General features: G+C 69.2%; 16 protein-coding genes. 6 read left to right on the plus strand and 10 right to left on the minus strand.

The features are described from left to right. Positions 1-15 precede the first annotated feature (15 nt). Positions 16-1,176 carry an adenosyl-hopene transferase HpnH gene (hpnH, locus tag AC1EJR_RS16400; RefSeq protein WP_092297105.1) on the minus strand — a complete coding sequence of 387 codons (1,161 nt, stop codon included), beginning with the start codon at positions 1,174-1,176 and terminating at the stop codon, positions 16-18. A 33-nt stretch (positions 1,177-1,209) separates the two neighbouring features. Further along, entirely contained in the window at positions 1,210-2,208 is a 999-nt protein-coding gene (gene ispH, locus AC1EJR_RS16405) for a 4-hydroxy-3-methylbut-2-enyl diphosphate reductase (protein ID WP_092297108.1), read from the minus strand. Positions 2,209-2,420: 212 nt separating this feature from the next. Here ispH and hpnA point away from each other — a divergent pair, with 212 nt between their 5' ends. Further along, positions 2,421-3,413 carry a hopanoid-associated sugar epimerase gene (hpnA, locus tag AC1EJR_RS16410; protein WP_454758144.1) on the plus strand — a complete coding sequence of 331 codons (993 nt, stop codon included), beginning with the start codon at positions 2,421-2,423 and terminating at the stop codon, positions 3,411-3,413. Positions 3,414-3,443: 30 nt separating this feature from the next. Here hpnA and AC1EJR_RS16415 read toward each other — a convergent pair whose 3' ends face one another. The 4 genes from AC1EJR_RS16415 to AC1EJR_RS16430 all read right to left on the minus strand — a co-directional run bounded on the left by AC1EJR_RS16415 (position 3,444) and on the right by AC1EJR_RS16430 (position 6,441). Then, positions 3,444-4,586: a glycosyltransferase gene (locus AC1EJR_RS16415; protein ID WP_477110452.1), complete on the minus strand. Its 1,143-nt coding sequence runs from the start codon at positions 4,584-4,586 to the stop codon at positions 3,444-3,446. Positions 4,587-4,606: 20 nt separating this feature from the next. Continuing rightward, entirely contained in the window at positions 4,607-5,515 is a 909-nt protein-coding gene (locus tag AC1EJR_RS16420; protein ID WP_211943569.1) for a ferritin-like domain-containing protein, read from the minus strand. Between the two features lie 236 nt (positions 5,516-5,751). Then, positions 5,752-6,018: a hypothetical protein gene (locus AC1EJR_RS16425; protein ID WP_092297117.1), complete on the minus strand. Its 267-nt coding sequence runs from the start codon at positions 6,016-6,018 to the stop codon at positions 5,752-5,754. Positions 6,019-6,171: 153 nt separating this feature from the next. After that, on the minus strand, positions 6,172-6,441 hold the full coding sequence (locus AC1EJR_RS16430; RefSeq protein WP_092297120.1) for a hypothetical protein: 270 nt from the start codon (positions 6,439-6,441) through the stop codon (positions 6,172-6,174). Between the two features lie 200 nt (positions 6,442-6,641). On the opposite strand from AC1EJR_RS16430, the gene AC1EJR_RS16435 reads away from it, so the two are divergent. Next, positions 6,642-7,754 carry an AGE family epimerase/isomerase gene (locus AC1EJR_RS16435; RefSeq protein ID WP_454757689.1) on the plus strand — a complete coding sequence of 371 codons (1,113 nt, stop codon included), beginning with the start codon at positions 6,642-6,644 and terminating at the stop codon, positions 7,752-7,754. A gap of 28 nt (positions 7,755-7,782) precedes the next feature. Here the strand turns inward: AC1EJR_RS16435 and AC1EJR_RS16440 are convergent, their stop codons facing one another. Continuing rightward, positions 7,783-8,640: a LysR family transcriptional regulator gene (locus tag AC1EJR_RS16440; protein ID WP_441644280.1), complete on the minus strand. Its 858-nt coding sequence runs from the start codon at positions 8,638-8,640 to the stop codon at positions 7,783-7,785. A gap of 129 nt (positions 8,641-8,769) precedes the next feature. On the opposite strand from AC1EJR_RS16440, the gene mdtD reads away from it, so the two are divergent. Beyond that, the gene (gene mdtD, locus AC1EJR_RS16445; RefSeq protein WP_477113403.1) at positions 8,770-10,176 is read left to right on the plus strand and encodes a multidrug transporter subunit MdtD; all 1,407 of its coding nucleotides are present in this window, start codon (positions 8,770-8,772) and stop codon (positions 10,174-10,176) included. Between the two features lie 21 nt (positions 10,177-10,197). On the opposite strand, the gene AC1EJR_RS16450 is transcribed toward mdtD, so the two are convergent. From AC1EJR_RS16450 to AC1EJR_RS16460, 3 genes are all read right to left on the minus strand, one after another. After that, positions 10,198-10,569 carry a hypothetical protein gene (locus tag AC1EJR_RS16450; RefSeq protein WP_177219960.1) on the minus strand — a complete coding sequence of 124 codons (372 nt, stop codon included), beginning with the start codon at positions 10,567-10,569 and terminating at the stop codon, positions 10,198-10,200. After that, positions 10,566-11,237: an alpha/beta hydrolase gene (locus tag AC1EJR_RS16455; protein WP_092297131.1), complete on the minus strand. Its 672-nt coding sequence runs from the start codon at positions 11,235-11,237 to the stop codon at positions 10,566-10,568. Before AC1EJR_RS16455 ends, AC1EJR_RS16450 begins: the two co-directional genes overlap by 4 nt. A 118-nt stretch (positions 11,238-11,355) precedes the next feature. Continuing rightward, a complete protein-coding gene (locus tag AC1EJR_RS16460) occupies positions 11,356-11,667 on the minus strand; it encodes a hypothetical protein (RefSeq protein WP_092297134.1) in 312 nt (103 codons plus the stop codon). A 483-nt stretch (positions 11,668-12,150) separates the two neighbouring features. Between AC1EJR_RS16460 and AC1EJR_RS16465 the strand changes: the two genes are divergently transcribed. From AC1EJR_RS16465 to AC1EJR_RS16475, 3 genes are all read left to right on the plus strand, one after another. Further along, a complete protein-coding gene (locus tag AC1EJR_RS16465) occupies positions 12,151-16,254 on the plus strand; it encodes a cobaltochelatase subunit CobN (RefSeq protein WP_477113404.1) in 4,104 nt (1,367 codons plus the stop codon). 112 nt (positions 16,255-16,366) lie between these two features. After that, complete coding sequence (cobN, locus tag AC1EJR_RS16470) at positions 16,367-20,182, plus strand: cobaltochelatase subunit CobN (RefSeq protein ID WP_454757691.1); 3,816 nt, start codon at positions 16,367-16,369, stop codon at positions 20,180-20,182. Next, a complete protein-coding gene (locus AC1EJR_RS16475) occupies positions 20,179-21,216 on the plus strand; it encodes a magnesium chelatase ATPase subunit I (RefSeq protein WP_092297144.1) in 1,038 nt (345 codons plus the stop codon). The genes cobN and AC1EJR_RS16475 overlap by 4 nt, the downstream gene beginning before the upstream one ends. Positions 21,217-21,242 lie beyond the last annotated feature (26 nt).

The following is a 21,242-nucleotide window of genomic DNA, read 5'->3' on the forward strand; positions in this document are numbered from 1 at the left end:
ACTGCGGGATTGCGCTCAATGCGTCGCTTGCACGGCTTCGGCGCGGCTGCCCTGAGCCTTCTTCAGGTTGCCGATCTCGGCCAGCTTGATCTCGACGTGGCGCGAGAACACGTAGTCGGCCGGGCGTTGCTTGTCCAGCGAGATGTCCGGGGCCATGGCGCCGGTCGTCTTCACGCCGCGCAGGGTCACGCCCAGCGCCTTGAGCGGATGCGAGAACGTGTCGGCCACGGCGGTGGCTTCGAAGCCGCTGTGGACCATGCAGTCGGCGCACTTTTCATAGTTGCCGACGCCATAGGCGTCCCAGTCCGTGTCTTCCATCAGTTCCTTGAAGGTCTTCACGTAGCCTTCGCCCACCAGGTAGCACGGGCGCTGCCAGCCGAACACCGTGCGCGCCGGGTTGCCCCAGGGCGTGCACTTGTAGGTCTGATTGCCGGCCAGGAAGTCCAGGAACATCGTCGACTGGCTGAATGCCCAGTTCTTGCCCGCACGGCCGCGCGACAGGATGTCGCGGAACAGCTGCTTGGTCTTGTTGCGGTTCAGGAAGTGCTGCTGGTCCGGCGCGCGCTCGTAGGCATAGCCCGGCGACACCGTGATGCCGTCCACGCCCATCGCCTTGACCGAGTCGAAGAACTTGGCCACGCGGTCCGGCTTGGCGTCGTTGAACAGCGTGCAGTTGATGTTCACGCGGAAGCCGCGTTCCTTGGCCATGCGGATGGCTTCCACGCAGCGGTCGTACACGCCTTCCTGGTTGACCGAGTGGTCATGCATCTCGCGGTCGCCGTCGAGGTGGATCGACCACACGAAGTACGGGCTCGGCTCGTACTGGTCGATCTTCTTCTCCATCAGCAGCGCGTTGGTGCACAGGTAGACAAAGCGCTTGCGGGCGATGATGCCGCGCACGATCTCGGGCATGTCCTTGTGCAGCAGCGGCTCACCGCCGGCGATGGACACCACGGGCGCGCCGCACTCGTCCACGGACTGCAGGCATTCCGCCACGGACAGGCGCTGGTTCAGGATGGGATCCGGATAGTCGATCTTGCCGCAGCCGGAGCAGGCGAGGTTGCAGCGGAACAGGGGTTCCAGCATCAGGGCGAGCGGGTAGCGCTTTTGCCCGGAGAGGTGCTTGCGAGCAATATAGGCGCCAACGCGGGCGACCTGCAGAAACGGAATGGCCAAGGGGTGCTTCCTGTGAGGGTTCGGCGGTGCGGTTCAGCCTGCCGCCGTCTGGTCGGCGAGGCGCGCATCGCGCTGTTCGGTTGTCTTGCTGGCGGGTTGTGCCAGTGCTGTGTCGGCCAATTCGGCCGGCAGGCGGAATTCCGCGTGTTCCACGATGCCTTCCATGGTCGATACCTCGACCGGCCCGAGTCGGCGTAACGCCGCGATCACGTCTTCCACCATCGCCTCGGGCGCCGAGGCCCCCGCGGTAATGCCCACGACATCGGCGTCCCGAACCCAGGCGGGATCCAGCTCGCTGCCATCGGCAATCAGGTAGCTCGGCACGCCGCTTTCCGTGCCAATTTCGCGTAAACGGTTGGAATTGGAGCTATTTGTCGCCCCGATCACGAGAATCACATCCACCCGCGACGACATCTCGCGCACCGCACTCTGGCGGTTTTGGGTGGCGTAGCAGATGTCGCGCGTGTTCGGCCCGACCAAATTGGTGAAGCGCGCCGCGAGCGCCGCAATGATATTACGGGTGTCGTCCACGGACAACGTGGTCTGCGTGATATAGGCCACGGGGGCATCTATCGGCAGGTCCAGCGTGGCGACTTCCGCTTCATTCTGGACCAGGATCACCTTGCCGGGGATCTGGCCCATCGTGCCTTCCACCTCCGGGTGCCCGGCATGGCCGATCAGGATCACGTGACGGCCGGCCGCAGCATACTGGCGGCCCTGGGTATGCACCTTGATGACGAGCGGGCAGGTCGCGTCGATGGCGTGCAACGCTCGGTGCCGGGCGTCCGCCACGACTTCCCGCGAGACTCCGTGGGCGCTGAAGATGGTGACGGCGCCACCGGGCACTTCTTCCAGTTCCTCGACGAAACGCGCGCCTTTCTGCCGCAAGCCTTCCACCACGTGCTTGTTGTGGACAATCTCGTGCCGGACGTAGACGGGAGCGCCATGCTTGACCAGCGCGCGGTCGACGATCTCGATCGCACGGACCACGCCGGCACAGAAGCCCCGAGGCTGGGCGAGTATTACCTGCATAGGGACGGCCCCCCGACCCACTGACGAATATTCAACATTTTCTTATCTTGGTATGCCGGCATCACTTTCCGGCTCACGGTGGTTACTATATACCGGTGCAGAAATTTCTGTCTGGCACGTTGGCTGCGGCCAACACGGGCTTTTGGGTCACAATGCGCGTGGTTTAGGGCCTTAACGGCCCAAAATGGCAATCTGTAGACAGGGGAACTGAAATTAACAATTGCATTTTGGTGACAGGCGCGTCGGGTTTTCTTGGCTCTTCTGTGATGCGGCAGGCCCTCGACCGGGGTTTCCAGGTCCGGGTGCTGGTGCGGGCCACCAGCCCGCGTGCCAACCTTGCCGGGTTGCCTGTGGAGGTGGTGGAGGGCGATATGCGCGACGCGGCGTCCATGTCGCGCGCGATGGCGGGCGTGCGCTATCTGTTCCACGTGGCGGCCGATTACCGGCTCTGGGCGCCCGATCCCGAGGAAATCGTCCGATCCAACGTGGATGGCACCGTCACCGTGATGGAAGCCGCCCGGCACGCCGGCGTGGAGCGCATTGTATACACCAGCAGCGTGGCCACGCTCCGGGTGGCCGGCGCCACGGCGCCCGTGGACGAGACGGCTGCCATGGCCGGCCACGAGGCCATCGGCGCCTACAAGCGCAGCAAGGTGCTGGCCGAGCGCGAAGTGGAGCGCCTGGTCGCCGAGGGTTTGCCGGCGGTCATCGTCAATCCGTCCACGCCGATCGGCCCGCGCGATGTACGGCCGACGCCCACCGGGCGGATCATCGTCGAGGCGGCCACGGGCAAGATCCCGGCGTTCGTCGATACCGGCCTGAACCTCGCCCATGTCGATGACGTCGCGACGGGCCACTTTCTGGCGCTGGAGCGCGGCAAGATCGGCGAACGGTACATTTTGGGTGGTCAGGACGTCACTTTGCAGCAGATGCTGCAGGACATCGCTGGCATGACCGGCCGCAAGCCGCCCACCGTGCAACTGCCGCGCTGGCCGCTGTACCCGCTGGCGCGGGTGGCCGAGACCGTGGCGCGTTTCACCGGAAAGGAGCCGTTCGTGACCGTTGACGGCCTGAAGATGTCCCAATACCGGATGTTCTTCACGTCGGACAAGGCGCGGCGCGAACTTGGCTACACGCCGCGGCCGTATCAGGAGGGGCTGCGTGACGCCCTGACCTGGTTCCGCGAGGCCGGCTATCTCAACTAGCACTATTAGATACAGATAGGGCGATCGCGCTCACGAGCGGATCGGCGCCTGGGCGCGGCCTTTCCACTGGCCGCCCCGGCGTAGCCAGTAACGGCGCGCCGAATCCAGCGTCGCGCCCAGATAGAACAGCGCGGTGAGCGGCAGCAGCGGTGCCAGCCAGGCCGGCTGCCGGTATTCTCGCAGCATCGGCCGATAGCTGACCGCCATCAGGATCCACGCCAGCCACGCCGGCCACAGCGCGGCGCCACCGGCCAGCGCCAGCACGGGTGGGGCCAGGTAGGTCAGGATCATGCCGAGCGTGGCGCCGGCCAGCATCCAGGGCGAGTAGTGCAACTGGGTGTAGGCGCTGCGCGCGATCATGTTCCAGAGGCTTTCCCAGTCGTCGTAGGGACGCAGCGAGATGCTGTCGTCCGCCAGATCGAGCCGGATCGGGCCGCCTTCCTTGATCCGCGCCGCCAGGCTGCAATCGTCGATCAACTCCCCGCGAATGGCATGGAAACCGCCGATACGGGCCAGCGCCGAGCGCCGCGCCAGCATGCAGCCACCCGCCGCCGCCGCAACGCGGCTCGACGGGTCTGCCACCCGCGCGAACGGGTAGAGTTTGGCGAAGTAGAAGACAAAAGCCGGCACGATCATGCGTTCCCAGGCTGATTCACAGCGCAGGCGCACCATCAGCGAAACGAGATCGCGGCGCTCGTGCTCGGCGCGGGCCACCAGTTCTGTCACCGTTTCCGGGCCATGCCAGATGTCGGCGTCGGTGAGGAAGGCGAAGCCGGCGTCCGGCATCTGCACGTCGGCGGCGGCCAGCCCCTCGGACTGCGCCCAGACCTTGCCGCTCCAGCCGGCAGGCAGGTCGCGTGCCGCCACCACGGTGAGCTGGTCGGCCTTGCCGATCGACAGCGCAGCGGCGCGGGCGATATCGGCGGTGCCATCGCTGCTGTGGTCGTCCACCACGATCAGGTGAAGCCGGCCCGCGTAGTGCTGGCCCAGCACGCCGGTCACGGCGCGGCCGATCACATCGGCCTCATTGCGGGCGGGGATGATGCCGACGACGGGCGGCCACGCGGCCGGGCGGGGGGAGGGCGCGGGCTTGCGCACGCGCCAGAAGCCGGCGCGGGCGAAGACCAGCACGCACCAGATCAGCAGGACCAGCAGGGACAATCCAAACGCCATGGCGTGCGTCAATTCCAGATTCATTTGAGAAAGCGGCGCACCAGCCGGGCCAGCCGGGGCACCGTGGTCGGGCGCAGAAGCCGCGCATCATACCCCGCCATGCGCCGCGCGTCCTCGGCCAGGCAGAGGTCGATCATGGCGCCGGGGGAGAGCGTCTGGCCCAATGTGTCGGCGGCGTTCATCGGAAAATTCGCATCCTGGGCGGCGCCGTCCACATCCACGTCAATGCCGCGCGCGATGCCGATGCGCTCGCGGATCAGGAAGAACCAGACCCGCCAGACCTTCCAGGCGAAGGCGGGCTTGCGCCACCACGGCAGGCTGGCGCGGTACCACGCCACCCAGTTCGCAAAAAACAGGATATGGCGGCCTTCTTCCTGGATCACGGGCTCAAATGTCTCGACCAGCTCGGCCGGAAAGAAGCCGGAGTCCTTGGCGGCGGCGAACAGCCCGAACGCGGCGAAGCTGTCGATGCACTCGCTGTAGCCGGTCACCAGCCAGCCCCATTCGGGGTCGGCGGGCGGCAGGTACTCGGGTTCGGGCGCCAGCGTGATGCCATACGCCTCCACCAGCTTGGCCAGCACCACCTTGTGGCGCGCTTCCTCGTCGGCATCCATCTCCAGCGCGCTGCGCAGCAGCGGGTCGCGCACGGTGCGGGCATAGCTGTGCACGCGGATGGACGCACGGCCCTCGGTCTGCACGGCGATGTCCCAGATCGGCAGCGAGGTCACCCGGCGCAGCGCATCGGGCGGCAGCACCGGCCAGTCGATCACGGACGGTTTGTAGGGGTTGTGGGTCTGCAGCAGCATGTTGCAGAACATGCGCAGGTGTTCGGGAGAGCCGATGCGGAGCCGGTCCGGCAAGGGATCGGTCCAGTGGCGCATCGCATGGTCGGCCTGCTCCACCGCTGTGCGGGCGATGGTCGCCGCCACGGCGGCGGCACGCGCCTCAGCGCTGGCGGGGGCAGACGGGCTCGGCGAACTGGCGGTGTCGGCAGGGGCGGATGGCAGGTCCGCGACGCTGCCATCGGCTTCGAAAGCTCTTTTCATTGGCGCTCCGGGCAGGGGATGCGGAGGCCATTGTATCTAGGGCCGGTCAATATCGCAGGCCAGGGTGGCCTGATTTTTTCGGGGGCGCACTGCCGGAAGCGGGATTTCGGCGAATTGTCTTACCGCGCACGCGATTCGTGTCCGGGGCGGCGATGCGGGTCGGGCGGGAATTCGGGGAAGACATCGCATTCGCCCCGCACGATGTTCTCGATGGTGGCACAGATGCCCTCGGTGCCGCGCGGGCCCACGCAGACCAGGCTGCGCGGATGGTCGGAATGCGGCGGGATGGCGTAGACGTGCATCCCTTCACGATAGAGAGGATGCCGGGCGAGCCGCTCGTTCATCAGTTCGACAAAGCGGCGGGGGCTGACAGTGGGCTTGTCCATCGCTTTTCTCCGAGAGGCATACGGGAAAAAACGGGACAAAGCGTCCCGTGCCGTGTGCCGCCACGCTTTCAGACTAGGCCGGCGGCCACGGTGGATCAAGGGCAAACAAGCGCTAACGTCGCTTAATGCCTGCCAAACGGATGTTCGATGCGTCTAATGGCGCATGTCCTTCGGATACATGCCGGGCAGTTCGCTTGCCGCGCGCTGGCCGTCGAGCATGCTGTTGCCGGCGGCCCAGCAGGCCGCTTCGGCCTCAGCCTGGGAGCCGTAGTCGGTGGCCGCCTCGATCATGCTGTCGCATTCGGCGCCTCCGCATTTCTCCTCCACCACGATGCGCCATGTATAGCGTCCGGGTGGGTCTTCCATCACATGCATCACGAGGGTGCGACGGTGGTCGGCGATTGTCGTGGGATGAGCGGACATGGCGGTTCTCCCGGAGGGCAGAGTTACGACCGGTGGTGGACTTTCAACATAGCACCGCATCGCCGCTTTGCCAGTGTCATCTGCCGGCGTGCGGCGCGCGCGGCGCCTGGCGCCTTCCGCCGCCCTGTCATTTCCAGTATCTTGTGTCGCCTGGGCAGTGGCCGCGCAACGCGGCAGCGCCCGCATTTCGCTCACCCCCAATGCTCGCCTCTCCGACACTTTCCGAACGGATCGCCTCGCTGATCGCCCATTTCGACACGGCCATTCTGCCCGCCTGGACCGGTCCCGGCTGGCGGGCAGACCTCCGGCTGGCGCATGAGGCGCTCGATGGCGCCACCAGCCAGCCCTTGCCAGACAAGCGTTTCCGGGCGATGGCCTGCGCGCGGCAACTGTACGTCTTCGCCACCGCCGGCCACCTCGCGCATGCCGATACGCTGTTCGCCTCGCTCCAGCACTATTTCGGTGATGGCGCAGGCGGCTGGATCTACAGCACCGATGCCGATGGCGCGCCGCGCGACACCACGCGCGACCTCTACACCCACGCCTTCGTGGTCTTCGCCTGCGCCCACTACCATCGCGCCGGGGGCAGTGCGGCGGCGCTCGAGACCCTGCGCCGCACCGTGGATGTGATCGAGAATCGATTCGGCGACGGAAACGGCCTCTATCACGCGGCTTTGTCGCCCAACTTTGCGGTCAACGGCGGCGGCGTGCTCCAGAACCCGGTCATGCACCTGACGGAGGCCTACCTCGCCGCGTGCGAGGTCACGGGCGATAGCTGGTTCACCGCCCGCCTGCCAGAGATGGCGGCGGCCGTGGCGGAGCGTTTCGTCGATCCCGCCAATGGCTGCGTGGCCGAGCAGCCGCAGGGCACGCCCGGCAACCGGATCGAGCCGGGACATCAGTTCGAGTGGTATTCGCTGGTGATGATGGCGCCGGCCCTGTTCGCCGATACGCCGTTGCCGGCCTCGCTGCGCCGCGCGTACGACTTCGCACGCACCCATGGTGTGATCAATGACACACTCGGTGTCAGCGCAGCGCTGGATCTCGACGGCACGCTGCAGGACGGTACCCAGCGGATCTGGGCCCAGACCGAATTCGCCCGCGCGTTGGCCGTAAAGGGCACCGTGGAGCAAGACGCGGCGCCGCTGATCGAACTCGAGCAGTGGGTCGACCGCTTCCGCAGCCGTTTTCTCCATGCCGATGGCTGGCACGAATGCGTGGCGCCGGACGGCGAGGTGGTGCGCGCCGAAATGCCGTCCACCACGCCTTACCACCTGCTCACGGCCTATCAGGCGATGCGCACGCTCGGCTGAATCGGCGACGAAGCGGGCTGCTGACGCCTCAATCCATGCGCGATGCGCGCAGATCACTCTTGCGCAGCAGCGTCAGCAGCGTCTCCGCCGGCTCCGACAGGCGGCCAGCCGCCAGCGAGATAAATTCCACTTCTGGCAGCGCCGGCAACTCCTGACTGTTGACGGGCGGCACCAGCCCGCGCCCCGCCAGCGCATGCGCCCGCACGGTGATGCCGAGCCCGCCGCGCGCGGCCGCGATGCAGCCGGAGTGGCTGCTGCTGGCGCAGACCACGCGCCAGGGCCAGCCGGCCTTGGCCAGCGTGGCGAGCACAATCGAGCGCGTGACGCTGGGCTCGTTCACCAGAATCAGCGGCAGCGGCTGGCGCACGTCGATCACCGTGCCCGGCCGGGCCAGCCATTCCAGCGGCCCCCGGAACAGCGACACGCCGCGCCGGTCGCCCTCGCGCCGCTTGCCGATCATCAGATCCAGCATGCCGGCATCGACCAATTCATAGAGCTTGCCGGTCATGCCGATGGTGATTTCGAGTTCCACGTCGGGATGGGTGTCGCGGAACGCCGCCAGCACATTGGGCAGCGGGCCCTGGGCGAGGTCGTCCGAAGTGCCCAGCCGCACGCGGCCGCGCAGCCGGGGCGCGCTGAACTGCGATTCTGCGCGCGCCAGCGCCTCCAGGATTAGCCGGGCGTGGACCAGCAGCGCTTCGCCATCGGCAGTCAGACGCAGGGAGTGGGTGTCGCGCACGAACAGGCGCCGCCCCACGCTGTCTTCGAGCCGGCGGATATGGTCGCTGACCGACGATTGCGAGAGGCCGAGCTGGCGGCCAGCATCGGTAAAACTGCGCGCCGTCGCCACGGTGGCGAAGGTCTGGATCCAGACGGGATTGAGCATCGGGCCATTGTCATCGGCTTTTCCGATTGCAGTCAATAACGCCAGAGGGGTTCCCGATGGGCAGCCCGGTGTTTACCATAGGGTCCATTGTTCCTGGCCACTGCCGACCAGGGATTACAAAGAATCACCATGACCACCGCTTCAGCCCCCGCCAGCCCAGCCGCCGCCTCGCAGAAGGCCATGCTGTGGATCGTCTTCGCCGGCTTCTTCATGCAGACGCTGGACACGACCATCGTCAACACCGCGCTGCCCTCGATGGCGCACAGCCTCGGCGAAAAGCCCCTCGACCTCAAACCGGTGGTGGTGGCCTACACGCTGACCATGGCGATGCTGACCCCCGCCTCCGGCTGGCTCGCCGACAAGTTCGGCACGCGGCGCGTGTACTTCTGCGCCATCCTGATCTTCGTGCTCGGCTCCATCTACTGCGCCACAGCCCATACGCTCACGCAACTGGTGATCGCGCGGGTGCTGCAGGGCGTGGGTGGCTCGATGCTGCTGCCGATCGGCCGGCTGGCCGTGCTGCGCAATATCCCGGGCGAGCAGTACATCGCCGCGCTGGCGTTCGTGTCGATCGCCGGGCAGGTGGGGCCGATCTTCGGCCCGGTGCTGGGCGGCTGGCTGGTGCAGAGCGCGTCCTGGCACTGGATCTTCCTGATCAACGTGCCGGTGGGGCTGGTGGGCCTGCTGGCGGTGCGCCGCTACCTGCCGGCGGGGGAGGCCGGCGTGGCGCCGCCGTTCGACTGGGTCGGCTGCGGGCTGCTGTCGCTATGCATGGTGGCGTTCTCGCTGGCGCTGGACGTGCCGCACGGCGCATCCCACGCGCTGCTGTGGAGCCTGGGGCTGGCCGCCGTCAGCATCGTCGCCGCGCTGCTTTATATCCCGCATGCACGCCGGCACGCCACGCCGCTGTTCCGGCTGGCGCTGTTCCGCGAGCCGAACTTCAGCGTGGGGCTGGTGGGCAACCTGGTCTGCCGCATCGGTTCCGGCGCGGTGCCGTTCCTGCTGCCGCTGCTGATGCAGTTGCAGCTCGGCTATTCGCCGTTCCATTCGGGCCTGATGCTGCTGCCGGTGGCGGTGGCCGGGACCGTGTCCAAGCGCTGGATCGTGCCGCTGGTCAACCGCTACGGCTACGACAACTTCCTGCTGGTGAACACGCTGATCGTGGGGGCCTCGATTGCCTCGTTCGCGGCGATGTCGCCGGGCTGGCCGCTGGCCCTGTCCATCCTGCAACTGGCCACGTTCGGGGCCTCGAACTCGATGCAGTTCGCGGCCATGAACAGCGTGACGCTGAAGGGCCTCTCGCGCGAGGACGCCGGCAGCGGCAACAGCCTGTTCTCGATGGTGCAGATGCTGGCCATCGGCCTGGGCGTGACGATTGGCGGCGGGCTCGTCAGCCTGTTCTCGAACGAGCTGGGCGTGGCCGCGCCCGCCTATCGGCTGGCCTTCCTGGCGGTGGGCATCATCACGCTGCTGTCGGCCTTCGTGTTCCGGCGACTGGACGGCGAGGCACTCAATCCGGTGCGCCGCGCGGTCTGAGCCCGGTCTGAGCCCTAGCTCTCACTCGGTCACGCCGTTCTCATGAAGCAGCCGTTCGCATTCGTCCAGCATGTCATGGGCGAAGGCGGACTGGTAGTTCGGATCGAGCGCTTCCATCATCTCGTGCGTCGCGTAGAGGCCGGCTTCCCGCGAGAGCGATTCGGACAACTGGCGCGCGAACTGATCGCTCAGCTCCGAGAGCAGGCGCCGTTCCGATAGCGCCAGTTGCAGCTTGGAGCGCGACAGCCACATCCCGGCCAGCGTGGCGCCCTGCGCGTCGGTCATCCATTTGCCGTGTTCGTAGAACGCTGCCAGCCGCTCGGCCGTCAGCGCGAACAGCAGCGCCTTGCGGGTGTTGAAATCGATGCGGGGCGGGGGCGTGGTGGGAATCATGCCAGCCGCTCGCGCAGCCACTGGCCGATATCGGCAATTTCTTCCAGGCAGACCGAGTGCGGCATGCGGTACGTGTGCCAGGCCACCGGCTGCTCCCGCGCGGTGAGGAAGTCCCGGGCGCGCGTGCCCAGGCCCAGCGGCACCACGTCGTCCTCCGTGCCGTGCGCGGCGAACACCGGCGTGGCGGCATTGGCGGGCGTGGCCTCGGCGGCGATCAGGTCCGGCGAGGGGATGTAGGTCGAGAGCGCGATCACTCCGGCCAGCGTCTCCGGGTGCGTCAGCGCCGTGGTGTAGGCGATGGCGCCGCCCTGCGAGAACCCGGCCAGCACGATGTGGCTGGTCGGCACGCCGCGCGCGTTCTCGCGCGCGATCAGCGCGCGGATGGCCTCGCACGAGGTGCGGATGCCCGCCTCGTCGGCGCGCCGGCCGGCTTCGTCGAGCGAATAGATGTCATACCAGGCCGGCATGACGTAGCCGTTGTTGCAGGTGACGGGAATCGCCGGGGCATGCGGGAAGATGAAGCGCACCGCCAGCGTGGCGGGCAGGCCCAGTTCGGGCACGACGGGGACGAAATCGTTGCCATCGGCGCCAAGGCCGTGCATCCAGATCACGCTGTGCGTGGGGTTTGGCGCGGTCTCGAGGTCAATCGCGGGTAGAAGGGTGCTCATGGGCCGGTTCCTTGAAGTCTGGTGCAGACGTGCGCATGCCGCCCCGGAGTGGGGGCGGCATGGCATCGAACGCGGCGAGTATCGCACAGCCGGACATGCCGGCCGGGCGAAGGAACGGTCAGGCGGCCGAGGGTACGATGGGGACGGTGGTCAGGCCCGGCGCCACGCGCGCGGGCTGCGAGGCCGGCGGCAGGGCGGGTGCTCCGGGGGTGGGCGACATGGCCGCATGGCGACGGTCCGCCACGCCTTCGACACCGGTCGCGCCCACTTCCTCGAGGAACGAGATCATGTTGCGGTAGTAATCGACTTGCATCTGCGCTTCCAGCAGGCGACGCTCTGCCTGAAAAAGCGTCAGCCTCATGTCTTGCAGTTCCTTCTCGGCGATCTTCTCTGGCGTCGGCGGACTGAACAAGTTGGCAAGCGAACGCATGGCAGTTACCTCCAGGGCTGTCTTACGGCTGGGTGATTCGGGATGTGCGCGCCATAGGTCAAATATAGTCGATTCGCCGCGAGGTACACGATGGGTCACCACAATGCATGTGGCGTCGCCCACAAGGATGATTGCCGCCACTTACCTGGATGAGTAGATTGTTCGCCCATTGGCCTCCCGCCTCGTGATTGCGGGGATCCGGGCGCGATCCGGGGCGATTCCGGCGCCATACTTTGTGATTACTACCGGCGGCTGTGTGACGTAATTGCCTGTCATGGTCAACATTGCAAAGCGGACCGCCGGCGCCCATCCGATGAAAAAAACAACACCCGCGTGGGTGGCGCGCAACAGCAGGTGATCTGCACGCATCAAACATACGTACGAATGGCGCGCGGCTGCCGCATCCACTGCGGGTAAAATGCCGGGCCAGCCGCTTCCGCGATGTGCAGTGTGCTGCCCGTCATGCCATCCTACCCCCTCCGAGTGACTCCCCATCCTGCCGTCGCCCGCTGCCTGCGCCTGTGGCTCGCGCTGCTCTGCTGCCTGCTGCTGCCCACTTCGGTGGGGGCTGCAGTCGCCGCGGTCGCTGCCGCGCCGGTGCGCGTGCTTGTCGTCACGTCGAACGCCCACCTGCTGCCCGCCGCCGAAGCCGCCTTCCGCGCTGCGCACGGCAACGCGCTGGCCATGTTCACCTTCCGCACCGATGCCCCGGACGCCGCAACGCTGGCGCACGCCGATGTCATCTATGCACGATTCGCCCCGACCGCGGTGCTGCGCGCGATGGCACCCGGCGTGCGCCAGGCCGCCGCGCGTGGTGCGCTGGTCTTCGGCGCCCCGGCGGAGAGCGTCGATGCGGCGTGGGGCCCGGTAGCGGCCCGGCGCGATGTTGCCGATGCCGCGCAGCCCTATTGGGAAGCGGGCGGCGTGGACAACCTCGCCGCCTTCCTCGCTCTCGCCGTGGCGGCGCGGCAGCGCATGCAAGGGCTGCCGGCGCAGGACGTGATCGCCGTGCCCGCCGTGCGCCCTGCGCCGGCGGCCGGCATCTACCATCCGCGCGCGGCGCAGCCGTTCGCGTCGCTGGCGGACTACCTCAAGTGGTACCGGCAGGCCGGCATCGTTGCCGACGGCGCGCCGCTGGTCGGCATCGCCTTCTACGCCACCCACTACCGCCAGCGTGACCTCGCCCATATCGACGCCCTGATCGCCGCGCTCGAGCGCCAGGGCGTGGGCGCGGTGCCGGTGTTCGGCTGGCCGCTTTCCGGGCTCGATGCGCTGGTCACGCAGGATGGCGTGTCGCCGTTGCGCGCACTGCTGGCGCTGAACCTGACCATTCCGCGCGCCGAGGACAAGGACTGGCTGGCGCGGCACGGCCTGCACACGATCAACCTGATTTCCACGCGCGACAGCGAAGCCGGCTGGCGTGCCGATGTACGTGGCATCGCCGGGGAGCGGCTGCCGTTGCTGCTGACCGCGCCCGAGCGCAGCGGGGCGACCGAGCCGATCCTGTTCGCCACGCAGGAAGGCGGGGAGGGGAGCCAGCGCAGCGCGGCGGTGCCCGAGCGCGTGGACGCCATCGTGGCGCGCGTGCGCCGCTGGATCGCGCTGCAGGACAAGCCGCCCGCCAGCAAGCACGTGGCGGTGCTCTACTACAACAACCCGCCCGGGCGCGGCAATCTCGGCGCCAGCTACCTGGCCACGCTGCCGTCGCTCACGCAGATCCTGCAGCGGCTGCGCGCGGCGGGTTATCAAACGGGCGATGACCTGCCAGACACCGCCACGCTGACCGCGCTGCTGGAAGCGAACGGGCGCAACATCGAAACCTGGGCGCCCGGCGAGCTGGCGCGCATGGTGCGCGGCGGCCACGTCACGCTGCTGCCGATGGCGCAGTACCGGCGCTGGTTCGACGCGCTGCCGCCCGCCTTCCGCGCCGCCGTCACGCAGGCCTGGGGCCCGCCCGAGCGCAATCCGCTGATGGTGGCGCGCGACCCACAGGGCGAGCCGGCCTTCGTGATTCCGGGCCTGCGTTTCGGCAATGTGTTCGTCGGCCCCCAGCCGCTGCGCTCGACCTTCGCGCGCGCGATGGACACCTCGCACGACACCATCACGCCACCGCCGCATTCCTACCTCGCCGCCTATCTCTGGTACCGCCATGCCTTCGGCGCCGATGCCATGGTGCACGTGGGCCGGCACGGCACGCTGGAGTGGCTGCCGGGCAAGCAGGTGGGGCAGGCCGGTGACGACAGCGCCGAAGTGCTGCTCGGCGACCTGCCCAACGCCTACGTCTACATCCAGGATGGCGGCGGCGAGGCGGTCCAGGCCAAGCGCCGCAGCGCCGCCGTGCTGGTGAGCCATCTGTCGCCGCTGCTGGCCAGCGCCGGCCAGCCGCCCGTGCTGGCGCAGCTCGACGAAGCCATCGAGCAGGCCGAGGCCACGCGGGACAGCTCGCCCGAGCTATCGGCGCAGTACCGGCAGCAGGCCATCGCCCAGATGCGCACGCTGAAGCTCGACCAGCAACTGGGTCTCGATGCCGACGCGCCGTGGGCGCAGATCGAGCCGATCCTGCACGCCTTCCTGCACAAGGTGGAGGCCGAGCCGATGCCGCTGGGCATCCACGCGCTCGGCGAGATGCCGCCCGAGGCCGATCAGGCGGACGCGCTGGCGCTGCTGCTGTCGTCCCAACTGCGCAATTCCGCCCATGACGCCCGGGTGCACGGCTGGGCCGAGGATCTGGTCGCCGGCCAAGCGCCGTCGCTGGACGGACTGGCCGACGATCAGGCGCCTGCTGTGCGGGCCGCGCTCCAACTCGCCCGGCAATGGCTGGCCGATCTGCGCGCATCGTCCCGGGGCGAACTGGATGGCCTCGTCACCGTGTTGTCGGGCCGCTATCTGCCGACCGGGCCGCTCGGTGACCCCGTGCGCACGCCCGACGGCCTGCCCACGGGCCGCAACCTCCATGCCTTCGATGGCGCGAAGATCCCCACGCCGGCAGCGTGGGCGCTCGGCAAGACCATGGCCGCGCAGACGCTGGCGCGCTATCGGCAGGAAACGGGGCGGCTGCCGGAGTCGGTGTCGATGGTGCTCTGGTACGGCGAAACGGAACGGCATCAGGGCGCGATGGAGGCCGAGGCGCTCTGGCTGATGGGCGTGACGCCGGTATGGAACGCGCGCGGCGGCGTGGAGGACGTGCGGCTGATTCCCGATGCCGAACTGGGCCGGCCGCGTGTGAACGTGCTACTGACGATTTCCGGCATCTACCGCGATGGGTTTGGCGACAAGGTGGCGCTGCTTGACAAGGCCGCGCGGCTGGCCGCTGCCGCCGGCGACAACGCCATCAGCCGTCACGACCGCACGGTGGCCGCCGCGCTGGTCGCCCGGGGCACGGACCCGGACACCGCCGGCAAACTGGCCCGCGCCCGCGTGTTCGCCGCCAAGCCCGGCAACTACGCCATCGGCGTGCAGCAGATGGTGGAGCAGAGCCGCGATGCGCAGGACGGCCCGGACGCCCTCGCGCGGCAGTACCTGCGCTACATGAACTTCGCCTATTCGGCCGAAGGCTGGGGCGCCAGCGCGCCGGATGCGCTGGCGAGCCATCTGGCCTCGAACGAGGCCGTGCTGTTCTCGCGCACCAGCACGCTGTACGGCGCGCTGGACAACGACGATACCTACCAGTACGCCGGCGGCCTGACCGCCGCCACGCGCGCGGTGCGCGGGCAGGCGCCGCGCTTCTGGCTGCACAACCTGCGCCGCGCCGGCGAGACGGATACCGTGGATGCCCGCACGTGGCTGGCCACGGAGTTGAACGCGCGGCAATGGAACCCGAAGTGGATCGGCGCGATGCAGCGCTCGGGCTATGCCGGCGCGCGTGAGATGTATAAGGAGATCGAGCATCTTTACGGCTTCCAGGCCACCGTGCCGGAGCAGATGCCGGGCGAGTTCTGGCAGCGCACCTATGACGTCTACGTGGCCGACAAGCTCGGCCTCGGCATGGACGCCTTCTTCCGGCAGGCCAATCCGCACGCGCAGCAGGGCATCCTGGCGCGGCTGCTCGAGGTGGACCGGCAGGGCAGCTATCGCTTCACGGACGAAGAACGCGCCGAACTGCTGCGGCGCTACGCGGATGCCGTGCGGCGGGACGGCCTCTCCTGCACGGCCAATACTTGCGGCAACCCGGTGCTGATGGCGCACATCGCGCAGGCGGGCCGGGCCGCGCGGGTGGACCCGGCGCTGCTGCGCGCGCTGGGCCGGGAGTTGGCCGATGCGGTGGTGGCGCCGGGGCCGGTGGCGCGGCCGTCGATGACGGCGAAGGCTGCGCCGACGCCGACGCCGACGCCCGCGCCCGCGCCAGCACCCGCCCCATCGCCACAGGCCGACCGCGCCCAGTCGGTGATGGGTCAACACCTCGTTCCGCGCGTGGCGCCGGTAGCGGCGGCATCGCCCGCCCGCTCGCACCATGGCCCGATAGCGCTGGCGCTGGCCTTGCTCGCCATCGCGCTGGGCGCCTTCCGGGAATGGCGTCGGGCGCGGCGCGCGGCGCCATCACCGTCGTCCGCCGCCGATGGACAGCCACCCCACATCTCTTTATCCTGATCGCCTTCACGCGACCCGCCCCGCCACTGGATTCCGCATGCACACCGCCATGATCCCCGCCACCCTCGTCGCCGGCTTCCTCGGCAGCGCCGCGCTGTCGGCGCGCTGACCCATGCACCTGCTGTCCACCCGGCCCGGCGGCTTTGTCGAGGACAGCGCTGTCGTGCTGCGCATCGCGCAGACGCCCGGCGAGATCGTCGTCCTGAGCGCGGCAGATACCACGCTGTCGCTGCTGGCCGGCGCGGTGCCGCGCCTCGGCCCCGGTTACCCGTCCGTGCGGCTGGCCAACCAGATGTACCTGCGCCAGCCGGCCTCGCTCGATCTCTATATCGACGAAGTGCTCCAGCACGCGCGCGTGGTGGTGGTGGACCATCTGGGCGGCGTCAACGACTGGGCTTACGGGCTGGAGCGGCTGCCGGAACTGGCCCGCGCGCGTGGCCAGTTGCTGGTGATGGGGTCCGGCGATCTGGCCGAGGACGACAACCTCGCCCGGCACGGCAACGCGCCCGCCGCGCTGTCCCATCAGCTCTGGCACTACCTGCGCGAAGGCGGCGCCGGCAACGCCGAGCAGTTTTTCCGCTGTCTGGCTCACCATGCCTTCGGCTGGGGCACACCCGCGCTGCCGCCGCAGGTGCTGCCCGAAGCCGCCATCCATCACCCGGAACGGACGGTCGCCACCGTCGAGGACTGGGCCGCGCGCTGGGCCGCCCACGGGCTGGCCGACGACGCCCCCGTGGTGGCGCTGCTGTTCTACCGCTCGCACCTGCAGGCCGGCAACACGGCCGTCTTCGACGCCATCGCCGATGCCTTGCTCGATGCCGGCCTGCGCCCGCTGCCGCTGGCGGTGACCTCGCTGAAGGCACCGCTCTGCCGTGAAGTGCTCCAGCGCCTGTGCGATGCGCACGAGGTGGCGCTCGTCCTCAACACCACGGCGTTCGCCGTCGCCTCGCTCGACAGCGTCGATGGCGAGGCGGACGCCCCGCTCGCCAACGATGCCCCGGTACTCCAGGTGATCCTGAGCGGCGGCAATCGCGAGGACTGGCTCGCCGACAGCCAGGGGCTGGGCACGCGCGACGTGGCGATGCACATCGCGCTGCCCGAGGTCGACGGGCGGATCATCACGCGCGCGGTCAGCTTCAAGGGGCTGGCCTACCGCTGCCCGCACACCGAGGCGGACATCGTGCAATACCAGCCGGACGCGGAGCGCGTGCGCTTTGTGGCGGAACTGGCGCACCGCTGGTGCCGGCTCCGCACGCTGCCCAACGCCGGGAAGCGCGTGGCGCTGGTGCTGGCCAACTATCCGGCCAGCGAAGGGCGCATCGGCAACGGCGTGGGGCTCGATACGCCGGCGTCGGTCGTGCACATCCTGGCCGCCCTCCATGCCGAGGGCTACGCCATCGACGCGCTGCCGGAGAACGGCGATGCGCTGATGCAGGGCCTGACGCGCGGCATCACCAACGACCTCGACCAGCACGCCGTGCGGCCCGCGTTCCAGAGCGTGACGGTGGACGACTACCGGCGCTGGCTGGCGGCGCTGCCGGCGGCGCTTCAGGACGCGATGACCGCGCGTTGGGGCGCGCCCGAAGCCGACCCGATGGTGCGTCAGGGCCGCTTCATGATCGCCGGCGTGCGCACCGGGCAGGTGTTCGTCGGCATTCAACCCGCGCGCGCCTATGGGGTGGACGGCGATGGCCTGGATGGCTACGCCAGCTATCACGATGCCGAACTCGTGCCGCCGCACGGCTACCTCGCGTTCTACTTCTGGCTGCGCCACGTGTTCGGCATCGACGCCATCGTGCACGTGGGCAAGCACGGCAACCTCGAATGGCTGCCGGGCAAGAGCGTGGCGCTCTCCGACGCCTGCTGGCCGGACGCCATCCTCGGTCCGCTGCCGCACCTGTACCCGTTTATCGTCAATGATCCGGGCGAGGGCGCGCAGGCCAAGCGCCGCACGCAGGCCGTGATCATCGATCACCTGATGCCGCCGCTCACGCGCGCCGAGAACTACGGGCCGCTGCAGGATCTGGAGCGGCAGGTGGACGAGTACTACGAGGCGCTGACCGTGGACGCGCGCCGCGCCCGGCTGCTGCGCAAGGAGATCCTGGCGACGATTGTCGGCCAGCAGCTGCACACGGAACTGGGGCTGGCGGCGCCGGCCGGCGGCGAGGAGGAAGACGCGCTGCTGAATCGCACCGATGCGTGGCTGTGCGAACTCAAGGAGTCGCAGATCCGCGATGGCCTGCACGTGTTCGGCCAGTCTCCGGCCGGCGTGCAGCGCCGGGACACGCTGGCGGCGCTGGCGCGTTTTCCGGTGGGCGATGGCCGGGACGCCCGGGCGGGGCTGCTGTCGGCGATGGGCGCCGACCTCTCGCTGGGCGACGACTTCGACCCGCTCGACGCCGACTGGGCCGCGCCGTGGCTGGGGCCACGCCCGGCGCTGCTGGCGGACATCGACGCCGGCCCGTGGCGCCACCATGGCGACACGCGCGAGCGGCTGGAAATGCTGGCACTGCGCCTGCTTGACGGGGGGCTGGACGACGAGGCACCCCTGCCGCACACCGCGCAGGTTCTCGCCCGGCTGCGCCAGGAAGTGGCGCCACGGCTGGACGCCTGCGGCGCACAGGAACTGACGCAGCTAATGCGCGGCCTCGCCGGGCGCTTCGTGCCACCCGGCCCGAGCGGGGCGCCCTCGCGCGGCCGGCCGGATGTGCTGCCCACCGGCCGCAACTTCTATTCGGTGGATACCCGTGCGGTGCCCACGCGCACGGCGTGGACGCTCGGCCTGCGCGCGGCCAACCTGCTGATCGAACGGCACCTGCAGGAACACGGCGAATATCCGCGCGCGGTGGGCCTGTCGGTCTGGGGCACGGCGACCATGCGCACCGGCGGCGACGACATCGCCCAGGCCATGGCCCTGCTCGGCGTGCGGCCCAAGTGGGCGCAGGGCAGCCATCGCGTGGTGGACTTCGAGATCCTGCCGATGGCCAACTTCGGCCGCCCGCGCGTGGACGTGACGCTGCGCGTGTCCGGCTTCTTCCGCGATGCCTTCTCCAACCTCGTGGCGCTGTTCGACGCCGCCGTGCGCGCCGTGGCGGATCTCGACGAGCCGGCGGACGTCAACCCGATCCGCGCCCGCGTGCTGGCGGAGCAGGCGCGGCTGCAAGCCGAGGGCGCCGCGCCGGACGAGGCGCGCGAGCGCGCCGGGTGGCGCGTCTTCGGCGCAAGACCCGGCGACTACGGCACCGGCCTCCAGGCCCTGATCGACGGCCGCCAGTGGCAGGACGACGCGGACCTCGCCCACGCCTACCTGCACGCGGGTGGTTACGCCTACGGGCAGCGTGCCGATGGCATCGACGCGCGTGACGCCTTCGCCACCCGGCTGGCCGAGATCGACGCCGTGGTGCAGAACCAGGACAACCACGAGCACGACCTGCTCGACGCCAACGACTACTACCAGTTCCAGGGCGGCATGGTGGCCGCCGTGCGGCATCTGGGCGGCGAACAGCCGGCGATTTACCACGGCGATCACGCCAACCCGGCCGCGCCGCGCGTGCGTACGCTGGGCGAGGAAATCGCCCGCGTGATCCGGGCGCGGGTGGTCAATCCCAAGTGGATGGATGGCGCGCGCCGGCACGGCTACAAGGGCGCGTTCGAGATGGCCGCCACCGTGGACTACCTGTTCGGCTACGATGCCACGACGCGCGTGGTGGGCGACCACCAGTACGCGCTGGTGGCGGACGCCTACGTCCACGATCCCGTCAATCGCGAATTCCTCGCCCGGCACAATCCGCGCGCGCTGCAAGGCATCTGCGAGCGGCTGCTGGAGGCCATGGAACGCGGGCTCTGGCAAGAACCGGGCGCCCAGCGCGGCCGGATCGAACAACATCTGCTCGATAACGAGCAGCGCATCGAAGGTCAATCCTTATGAGTCCCGTCACCGTCGTGCGACATCCGTTTCCGTTCAGCGCCCTGGTCGGCCAGGCGCGGCTGCAACAGGCGTTGCTGCTGGCTGCCGTCGATCCCGGCATCGGCGGCGTACTGGTCACCGGGCCGCGCGGCACGGCCAAGTCCACGGCGGCGCGCGCGCTGGCGGAGCTGCTGCCGCATGGCCACTTCGTCACGCTGCCGCTGGGCGCCAGCGAGGAACAGCTAACCGGCACGCTGGACCTGAGCCACGTGCTGCAGCAGGGCGAGGTGCGCTTCGCGCCGGGCCTGCTGGCGCGCGCGCACGAGGGCGTGTTGTATGTGGATGAGGTCAACCTGCTGCCGGACCCGCTGGTGGACCAGCTGCTCGACGTGGCGGCCAGCGGCGTGAACGTGGTGGAGCGCGATGGCGTGTCCCATCAGCACGCGGCGCGCTTCGTGCTCGTCGGCACGATGAATCCGGAGGAGGGCGAGTTGCGCCCGCAGCTGCTCGACCGCTTCGGCCTCGCGCTGGCGCTCGACAACTACGCCGACCCGGCCACGCGGCAGGCCATCGTGCGCGCCCGGCTGGCGTTCGATACCGACCCGGAGGCGTTCCGCGCCGCCGTGGCGACGGCCCAGCAGGCGCTGGCGGCGCAGGTCGCCCGGGCGCGCGGCGCGCTCGGCGGGCTGGATTTCTCCGATGCCGTGCACGCCCATGTCAGCGCGCTGTGCCTGGCGGCGGCGGTGGATGGCGTGCGGGCGGACCTCGTCATGCTGCGCGCCGCACGCGCGCTGGCCGCGTGGGACGGCGCCCCGGCGGTGACCGTGGCGCATGTGGATGCCGTGGCGGAGCTGGTGCTCCATCATCGTCGCCATGCGGGGTCGCCGGCATCCCCCGAAGCTGGCCAAGTGGAATCGGCCGGGGAGCGTGCCACGGCGCCCGCGCCGCAGGACAACCCGTGGGGCGCCATGCCGCCCCCGGCTGACACCGCCGCCGGCATCGCCAGCATCAAGCCGCTGCGCGCCTTCGGGAATCGCCCGCCAAAAAAAGCCTGAGCCACCGGCAGGCCGCCGGGCAGGTC

The sequence above is a fragment of the Cupriavidus sp. 05T42 genome (assembly GCF_056396345.1).